This is a genomic window from Sinomonas sp. G460-2, assembly GCF_047759905.1.
Lineage (GTDB): Bacteria > Actinomycetota > Actinomycetes > Actinomycetales > Micrococcaceae > Sinomonas.
Window position 1 is genome coordinate 1 of the sequence record NZ_JBKZWT010000137.1, and the last position, 9,028, is coordinate 9,028.

Consider the following 9,028-nt stretch of genomic DNA (forward strand, 5'->3'; position numbering starts at 1 on the left):
CGAGGCGGGCGTGCTCGCGTCGCGTGGGCCGCTCGAGCGGATCACGGCATGGGGCGCCGTGCTCGCGGACGGCACCGAACTCGAGCTCGACGCGATCCTCTGGGCCACCGGCTTTCGAGCGTCGCTCGGGCACCTCGCGCCGCTCCATCTGCGCGAACCCGGCGGCGGGGTGCTCATGGCCGACGACGGCGTGAGCGTAGTTCGTGAGCCGCGCCTCTTCCTCGTGGGCTACGGAGCGTCCGCCTCGACCATCGGGGCCACGCGCGCGGGGCGAGCCGCGGCCGTCGCGGCCATGCGCGCCCTCCCCGCGGAGGTGAGCGGGGCGCGGAGCGCTTAGCCTAGACGGGTGGTACGCAACTCCTTCATTGTGACGCTCTCCTGCCCGGACCGACCCGGGATCGTGCACGCCGTCTCCGGCGCCCTTCTTGACGCCGGGTGCAACATCGCCGAGTCGCGCCAGTACGAGAGCCCCGAAACAGGGACGTTCTTCATGCGTGTGACCGTGGAGACGTCCGCGTCGCGGGCCGAGCTCGAGGCCTCGCTCGCGCCCGTCTCCCAGGCCTTCGATATGAAACTCGGCCTCTACACGAACGGCGAACCGGTCCGGACCCTCATCATGTGCTCGAAGGACGGCCGCACCCTCAACGACCTCCTGTTCCAGCAGCGCACCGGAACGCTGCCCATCGAGGTGCCCGTGATCGTCTCGAACCACACCGAGCTCGCGCCCATGGCCGAGTTCTACGGGGTTCCGTTCGTGCACCTCCCGGTCACGAGGGCCACGAAGGAGGAGGCCGAGGCGAAGCTGCTCGCGCTCGTCGAAGAGCACGGGATCGAGCTCGTGGTGCTGGCCCGGTACATGCAGATCCTCTCCGACGATCTCTGCCGATCGCTCGAGGGCAGAGCGATCAACATCCACCACTCGTTCCTGCCCTCGTTCAAGGGCGCCAAGCCGTACCACCAGGCGCACGCGCGCGGGGTCAAGATCATCGGCGCGACGGCCCATTACGTCACAGCCGATCTCGACGAGGGGCCCATCATCGAGCAGGAGGTCATCCGGGTGGACCACTCGAAGACCCCCGAGCAGTTTGTGCAGCTGGGCCGAGACGTCGAGGGCCGGACCCTGTGCCGCGCGGTCCAGTGGCACGCCGAGCACCGCGTCCTGCTCGACGGGACGCGGACGGTGGTCTTCGGCTGACGCCGCAACTTCAGAGGGCGGCGACCGCCTTGCGGTGAGCGCGGGCGAGGTCCACGTAATGGGACGCGTTCCGGTGCACGCCCTTGACCTCGTCGTCGGTCAGCTCGCGGCGCACCTTCGCGGGAACGCCGGCCACGAGCGAGCGCGGCGGCACGACCGTGCCTTCGAGCACGACGGCGCCCGCCGCCACGAGCGAGCCCGAGCCGATGACGGCGCCGTTCATGATGGTCGCGCTCATGCCCACGAGCACGTTGTCCTCGACAGTGCAGCCGTGGACCACCGCGTTGTGTCCGATCGACACGCCCGCTCCGACGGTGCATGGGAACCCCTCGTCGGCGTGGAGCACCACGTTGTCCTGCAGATTCGTGCCGGCGCCGACCGTGATCGTAGCGGTGTCGGCGCGCACAGACACGCCGTAGAAGGCGCTCGACCTCTCCGCCAGATGGGCATCGCCGATGATGCTCGCCGTGGGCGCAACGAACGCACTCGGGTGGATGTCGGGGCTCTTTCCGCCAAAGTCGATGACTGGTGCCATGCGCCCAGACTAGTGCCCCGCCCAGCCCGGAATACATGTACACGCAATGCACAATAATGCGGCTGGTTGTGTTCACTTCTTGACGCCAAGGCGTGTCCATGATCATGCTGTGTCGCATGGTCTCCACGCTGCGCTCGCCGACGGGCTCACCCGACAATCCAGGCTCGCAGTCTGCGCTCCGACGCCAGAACGAGCAGCGCATCGTGGAGGCGCTCATGGCGGGTCCCGCCACCCAGGCCGAACTCTCCCGCACCACGGGACTCTCCACCGCCACGGTGTCCAACATCGTCAAGGTCCTGCACGAGGCATCGATCGTCGCGACCGAGCCGACCACCAGCTCGGGCCGCCGCGCCCTGAGCGTGCGGCTCAACAGCAACAGCGCCGTCGCCGTGGGCATCGACTTCGGGCGGCGCCACCTGAGGGTTGTCGTGTCCAACCTCGCGTACGACATCCTCGCCGAGGACACCGTCTCTCTCCCCCTCGGGCACGAGGCCGACGTCGGGATCGCGGCCGCCGTCGACGTCCTCGATTCGCTGCTCGAGGACGCGGGCATCGACCGGCGTGACATCGTCGGGGTCGGCGCCGGAATCCCCGGTCCGATCGATCACCGCACGGGCTCGGTGGCGCAAGGGGCGATCCTTCCCGAATGGGTCGGCTTCAACCTCCTGACCCACCTCGAAGAGGCGCTGGAACTCCCCGTATTCGTTGACAACGACGCGAATCTCGGTGCGCTGAGCGAGGTCACGTGGGGGCCGCACAGCGGCGTCTCGAACCTCATCTTCGTCAAGATCGGTTCGGGCATCGGCGCGGGCCTCATCATCAACGGCCAGCCGTTCTACGGGCACGTCGGAGTGACCGGCGAGATCGGCCACGCGACGATCGTCGAGCACGGCCAGATATGCCGCTGCGGCAACCGCGGGTGCCTCGAGACGCTCGCCTCGACCACCACGATGATCGACCTCCTGAGCCGGGGCGGGCGCGAGCGCGTGACGCCGGACGACATCGTCCGGATGGCGCTCGCCCGCGACACCGCGACACTCAGGGTCATCGACGACGCCGGGCTCGCCGTCGGCCGCGCGCTCGGCAACGTCGCCAACCTCATCAACCCCGAGGTGATCGTGCTCGGCGGCCCCCTCACCGAGGTGGGCGATCTGCTCCTGGACCCCGTGCGGAGGGGTCTTGTGCGGCACGCCGTGCCCCTTATCGGCCAGACGACAACCGTGACGATGTCTGCGCTCGGTGTCCGAGCCGAGGTGCTCGGGGCAGCCGCGCTCGTCTTCCAGCATGCGGATATTTCTCACCACCCGTGAGCGCGCAATCACAACGATTGCGTTAAAGCCTTGACGACAATGGCTTCGTGACTGTTTACTCGTCAGGCAGAGACGGCCCCGCCCCAGCGGAGGGCCGGACAACGAGGTTCGACCAGGAGGCGAAGGGCATATGGCAGACCAACCTGTGATCCTGCAGATGCAATCCATCACCAAGGAATTCCCGGGAGTCAAAGCGCTCTCGGACGTGAGCCTCAGCGTCAAAGCCGGGGAAATCCACGCGATCTGCGGCGAAAACGGCGCTGGCAAGTCGACGCTCATGAAGGTGCTCTCAGGCGTCTACCCCTACGGCACGTACTCCGGCGACATCCTCTACCAGGGCTCGGTCCAGGAGTTCAAGGACATTCGCGCGAGCGAGCACGCGGGCATCGTGATCATCCACCAGGAACTCGCGCTCATCCCCGAGCTGTCGATCATGGAGAACATCTTCCTCGGCAACGAGCCCGCGAAGCGCGGTGTCATCGATTGGAAGGAGGCCCGGCGTCGGTCGATCGACCTCATGGCGCGCGTGGGCCTCTCCGAGGACCCCGACACCCCGATCAAGGACATCGGCGTCGGCAAGCAGCAGCTCGTCGAGATCGCGAAGGCGCTCAACAAGTCGGTCCGTCTGCTCATCCTCGACGAGCCGACCGCGGCGCTCAACGAAACCGACTCCCAGCATCTCCTGGACCTCATCCTCGGGCTCAAGGGCCGCGGGATCACGTCGATCATCATTTCCCACAAGCTCAACGAGATCGAGCAGATCGCGGATTCGATCACGATCATCCGGGACGGCAAGTCGATCGAGACGCTCGATGTCAAGGCCGACGGCGTCGACGAGGACCGGATCATCAAGGGCATGGTCGGCCGCACCCTCGAGTCCCGCTTCCCCGACCACACGCCGAAGATCGGCGAGGTGCTCTTCGAGGCGCGGAACTGGACCGTGCAGCACCCCTCGGTCGCCGATCGCCTTGTCTGCAAGCGGTCGAACTTCTTCGTCCGCAAGGGCGAGATCGTGGGTTTCGCGGGCCTCATGGGCGCGGGCCGCACGGAACTCGCGCGCTCGATCTTCGGCCACTCGTACGGCAAGTTCCTCGAGGGCCAGACGTTCATGCACGGACGCGAGGTCAAGATGCACACCGTCCCCCAGGCGATCGACGCGGGCCTCGGCTACGTGACCGAGGACCGCAAGACGCTCGGCCTGAACCTCCTCGACGACATCAAGTCGACCACGGTCTCGGCCGCGCTCAAGAAGGTCACGAAGGGCCTCGTGGTCGACATGAACCGCGAGTACCAGGTCGCGGAGGAGTACCGGCGCTCGCTGCGCACCAAGGCGCCCACCGTCGACGAGGGCGTTTCGAAGCTCTCCGGCGGCAACCAGCAGAAGGTCGTGCTGGCCAAGTGGATGTTCACCGACCCCGAACTCCTGATCCTGGACGAGCCGACGCGCGGCATCGACGTCGGTGCGAAGTACGAGATCTACGGCATCATCCAGCGCCTGGCCAGCCAGGGCAAGGGCGTGATCGTGATCTCCTCCGAGCTCCCGGAGCTCCTGGGCCTCTCTGACCGGATCTACACGATCTTCGAGGGAGCGATCACGGGCGTCCTCGACAAGGAGGAAGCCACCCAGGAAAACCTCATGAAGCTCATGACCCAAGCCCGCAAGAACGCCGCGGCCTGAAACCGCCGAGAGAGCCAAGGAATCGCCATGGATGCCCTCAAGAAGCTATTCGGCGGAAACACCCGCCAGTTCGGCATGATCTTCGCCCTCGTGGCGCTCATCATCCTGTTCCAGATCCTCACCGGGGGGCTCACCCTCACCCCGGACAACGTCATCAACCTGTTCAACGGCAACTCCTACATCCTGATCCTCGCCATCGGCATGGTCCTCGTGATCATCGCGGGCCACATCGACCTCTCGGTCGGCTCGGTCGCCGCCTCGGTCGGCATCATCGTCGCGATCACGATGCGCGACTGGCACCTGCCGTCAGGGGTCGGGATCCTGCTTGGCCTCATCATCGGGGCCGTCATCGGCGCGTGGCAGGGCTTCTGGGTCGCGTACGTCGGCATCCCCGCGTTCATCGTCACGCTCGCCGGCATGCTCCTCTTCCGCGGCCTCAACCAGTTCATCGGCCAGTCGAACACCGTCCCGGTCCCGAAGGACTTCACGTACATCGGCGCCGGCTACCTCCCGGAGATCGGCCCCAACACGGGCTACAACAACCTCACGCTCCTGCTCGGCCTCATCGGCGCCGCCGCCGTCGTGTTCTTCCAGCTCAGGGCGCGCCGCGAGGCGAAGGCCCTCGGCGCCGAGGTCCCGGACCAGTGGGTCACCGTCACGCGGCTCGTCCTCATCGTCGCCGCGATCCTGTACGCGACGTACCTCTTCGCGACGGGGCGCCCGGGCACGTCCTTCCCTATCCCGGGCCTCATCCTCGGCGTGCTCGTGCTCATCTACGGCTTCGTGTCGTCGAAGACGATCATCGGCCGCCACATCTACGCCGTGGGCGGCAACCGCCACGCCGCCGAGCTCTCCGGCGTCCAGTCCAAGAAGGTCAACTTCATGGTCATGATGAACATGTCGATCCTCGCGGCGCTCGCGGGCATGGTCTTCGTGGGCCGCTCGACCGCCTCGGGCCCGTTCGACGGCACCGGCTGGGAGCTCGACGCGATCGCGGCCGTGTTCATCGGTGGCGCGGCCGTCACGGGCGGCGTCGGCACCGTCATCGGGTCGATCGTCGGTGGTCTTGTCATGGCCGTCCTCAACAACGGCCTCCAGCTCCTTGGCGTCGGCGCGGACCTCACCCAGATGATCAAGGGCATCGTGCTCCTGCTCGCCGTCGCGTTCGACGTGTACAGCAAGATCCAGGGCCGCCCGTCCCTCATCGGCCTCCTCATGCGCGGCATGGGCGGGAACGGCAACCGCGGCGTCCCCGCCCAGCCTGACGAGACGACCAAGACCTCCGAGGTCGTCGCCCGCGAATCCTGACCTGCCCTCAATCCGTCCACTGATTTCCACCACCCGGAAACCAAAAGAAAGCGAAACACCATGCGAATGATTGGAAATGCAGGAAAGGTGGCTGCCATCGCTGCCATCGCAGCGCTGGCGCTGTCTGCCTGTGGTCGCTCGGATAACACGTCCTCCGGCAGCTCGAGCGGCGGCTCCGGCGGGTTCGCGCAGAACTCGCTCATCGGCGTCGCCCTCCCGCAGAAGACCTCGGAGAACTGGGTCCTCGCCGAGGGCCTGTTCAACGACGGCCTCAAGAGCGCGGGCTTCAAGGCGGATGTCGAATTCGCGAACGGCGGCGTCTCCGATCAGCAGAACCAGATCTCGTCCATGGTCACCAAGGGCGCCAAGGTCATCATCGTCGGCGCCATCGACGGCTCCCAGCTCGGCACCCAGCTCAAGCAGGCCAAAGACGCCGGCGCGACCGTCATCGCGTACGACCGCCTCCTCAAGAACACCGACGCGGTGGACTACTACGTCGCGTACGACAACTTCAAGGTCGGCCAGCTCCAGGGCCAGGCGCTGCTGGACGGCATGAAGGCCAAGAAGCCGACCGGCCCGTACAACATCGAGCTCTTCGCCGGTTCCCCCGACGACGCGAACGCGAAGGTCTTCTTCGACGGCGCGATGGACGTCCTCAAGCCGAAGATCGACGACGGCACGCTCAAGGTCGTCTCGGGCCAGAAGGGGTTCGACCAGGCCGTGACCCAGGGCTGGAAGGCTGAGAACGCCCAGAAGCGCATGGACACGCTCCTCGCGGCCAGCTACAACAGCACGACGCTGGACGGCGTCCTCTCGCCGAACGACACGCTCGCTCGCGCGATCATCACGTCCGTCAAGGGCGCCGGCAAGCCGGTCCCGGTCGTGACGGGCCAGGACTCCGAGGTCGAGTCCGTCAAGTCGATCATGGCTGGCGAGCAGTACTCGACGATCAACAAGGACACGCGCAATCTCGTGAACAAGGCGATCGACATGGCCAAGAAGCTCCAGGCCGGGCAGAAGCCGGACGTCAACGACGACAAGTCGTACAACAACGGCACGAAGGTGGTCCCCGCGTTCCTCCTCCCGCCGGTCATCGTGACGAAGGCGAACGCCAAGGAGGCGTACGCCAACGACCCGACGCTGAGCAAGCTAACCCAGTAGTCCAGCGCGCGGTCGCCTCGGCGACCCCAGCGCACGGCGGCCGTCCCCACACCCCGGGGGCGGCCGCCGTCGTTCGTGGCCCGCTTGGGCCCGTTTATCTGGACGGCGAAACGTGTCCGAGTGGGACGCGCCGCGGTCCCAACTGATCGGGAAACATCAACCGGACAGGAGCGCGGCCATCGCGCCGGCAGCCCGCGCCCGCATGGAAGGATGGGTGTATGACCCGTCACATCCAGCACACGTGGCTCTCGCTCCAGGACACCACCGACCCGCTCGCTCCGACTGGCCAGACGGTGCGCTGGGGCGTCGTCGCGACGGGCGGAATCGCCCGGACGGTGGTGCGAGATCTCGCCATGCTGCCCGACGCCGCGCTCCAGGCCGTGAGCTCGCGCAGCGGCGAGCGTTCGGCGGACTTCGCGCGGGAGTTCGGCTTCGCGCGGCACTACGCGGACGACGGCGAGGTGCCCGGCTTCGAGAGGCTGGCCAGGGACCCGGACGTGGACGTCGTGTACGTCGCGACCCCACACGCCCAACACCACGAAGTCACGAAGGCCCTCCTGACGGCCGGCAAGCACGTCCTCGTCGAGAAGCCCTTCACGGTCAACGCGCACGAGGCACAGGAGCTCGTGGACCTCGCGAAGGCGCGTGGCGTCTTCCTCATGGAGGCCGTGTGGTCGCGGTTCCTGCCGTCGATGCAGCGCGCGTTCGAGATCGCCGAATCGGGCGAGCTCGGGACCGTCCAGTGGGTCTCCGCCGACCTCGGGTTCCCCGCGCCGAAGGACCCCACCCACCGCATCTGGGCGGTCGAGGCCGGCGGCGGCGCGCTCCTGGACCTGACAATCTACCCGCTGCTGTGGGCGCTCGGGACGCTCGGCTTCCCGGACTCCCTCACGGCGCTCGGGACCCTCAACGGCGACGGGGTCGACGAACAGAACGTGCTCGCGCTCGGCTACAGCGGCGGGCAGCTCGCAACGCTCACGTCCTCGCTCCTCGCGCACGGGCCCCGCGCGGCGACCGTAGCGGGCTCGGCGGGCGTTCTCACGACCGTGGGGAGCATCAACAACCCGAAGGAGATCGTGGTGCGCCGCGGCTGGGATCCGCCCCGCACGGAACGCTTCGAGCCCGTGGGCCGCGGCTACGTGTACGAGCTCCGCGAAGTGGTCCGCTGCGTCCAGCAGGGCGTCGCCGAGAGCCCCACGATGCCGTGGGCGCACACGCTCAACACGATGCGGCTCCTCGACGGCGTGCGCCGGCAACTCGGCATCCGGTATCCCAACGACGAACGGGTCGCTCGCTGAATCCTGTAGATTCAAGGCGCTTTTCTGCTCCCCCGCTCTAGCGCGCCCGCACCCCCGGTCCTAGGATGGGGGCGTTGCGTGCGCGGCCGATCCCTTCAACTTGGGGAGGTGGGGACATGCGGTTGGCGCTTCTGCGATTCCGCGGCCTCACTGCTCTGCGCTGTGCGGTCGGCGCAGCTGGTCTGGGAATCGGTTGGCTGCTCTTTTCTGGTGCAGCCGCGTCCGCCTCGAGCGATCTGCTCGGCGCCCCGGCCCCAGCACCCGCCGCATCGGTGGTTTCCTCGCTGACCGCACCGGTCGGGCGCGCTGTCTCCTCGGTCAGCGCATCGGCCGAGCCCGCCGCCTCAGGCGTCCTCCAGACTGTCCCCGGCGTGCAGGGCTCGGCGGGCGCGGCGGTCCAACAGACGACGACGGCGCTCGCCCACGTGGTCGAAGCCGCGCCCGCGGTCGCGGCACCCGTGCTCACCGGTCCTCTGGCGCCGCTCGCCCCCGTGGTGGACGCGACGGCCTCCGGAACGGGCCAGGCCATCCAAAGCGTTGGGG

7 protein-coding genes and 2 pseudogenes are annotated in these 9,028 nt (G+C 67.6%); 8 read left to right on the forward strand and 1 reads right to left on the reverse strand.

The annotated features are described in order from the left end of the window. Both ACLN58_RS13175 and purU read left to right on the forward strand, forming a co-directional pair. Positions 1-337: pseudogene (locus ACLN58_RS13175) on the forward strand (pyridine nucleotide-disulfide oxidoreductase); the annotation flags it as partial. 9 nt (positions 338-346) lie between these two features. Next, positions 347-1,195: a formyltetrahydrofolate deformylase gene (gene purU, locus ACLN58_RS13180; protein ID WP_415855718.1), complete on the forward strand. Its 849-nt coding sequence runs from the start codon at positions 347-349 to the stop codon at positions 1,193-1,195. Positions 1,196-1,205: 10 nt separating this feature from the next. Here the strand turns inward: purU and ACLN58_RS13185 are convergent, their stop codons facing one another. Beyond that, entirely contained in the window at positions 1,206-1,730 is a 525-nt protein-coding gene (locus tag ACLN58_RS13185) for a gamma carbonic anhydrase family protein (RefSeq protein ID WP_415855719.1), read from the reverse strand. Between the two features lie 116 nt (positions 1,731-1,846). Here ACLN58_RS13185 and ACLN58_RS13190 point away from each other — a divergent pair, with 116 nt between their 5' ends. From ACLN58_RS13190 to ACLN58_RS13215, 6 genes and pseudogenes are all read left to right on the forward strand, one after another. Continuing rightward, positions 1,847-3,040 carry an ROK family transcriptional regulator gene (locus ACLN58_RS13190; protein WP_415855724.1) on the forward strand — a complete coding sequence of 398 codons (1,194 nt, stop codon included), beginning with the start codon at positions 1,847-1,849 and terminating at the stop codon, positions 3,038-3,040. A 130-nt stretch (positions 3,041-3,170) separates the two neighbouring features. Next, a complete protein-coding gene (mmsA, locus tag ACLN58_RS13195; protein ID WP_415855720.1) occupies positions 3,171-4,718 on the forward strand; it encodes a multiple monosaccharide ABC transporter ATP-binding protein in 1,548 nt (515 codons plus the stop codon). Between the two features lie 27 nt (positions 4,719-4,745). Next, positions 4,746-6,026: a multiple monosaccharide ABC transporter permease gene (mmsB, locus tag ACLN58_RS13200; RefSeq protein WP_415855721.1), complete on the forward strand. Its 1,281-nt coding sequence runs from the start codon at positions 4,746-4,748 to the stop codon at positions 6,024-6,026. A 60-nt stretch (positions 6,027-6,086) separates the two neighbouring features. Further along, positions 6,087-7,187, forward strand: coding sequence for a substrate-binding domain-containing protein (locus ACLN58_RS13205; protein ID WP_415855722.1), 1,101 nt, complete (start codon positions 6,087-6,089; stop codon positions 7,185-7,187). A gap of 218 nt (positions 7,188-7,405) precedes the next feature. Beyond that, the gene (locus ACLN58_RS13210; protein WP_415855723.1) at positions 7,406-8,485 is read left to right on the forward strand and encodes a Gfo/Idh/MocA family protein; all 1,080 of its coding nucleotides are present in this window, start codon (positions 7,406-7,408) and stop codon (positions 8,483-8,485) included. Between the two features lie 116 nt (positions 8,486-8,601). Further along, a pseudogene (locus tag ACLN58_RS13215) lies at positions 8,602-9,028 on the forward strand (hypothetical protein); the annotation flags it as partial.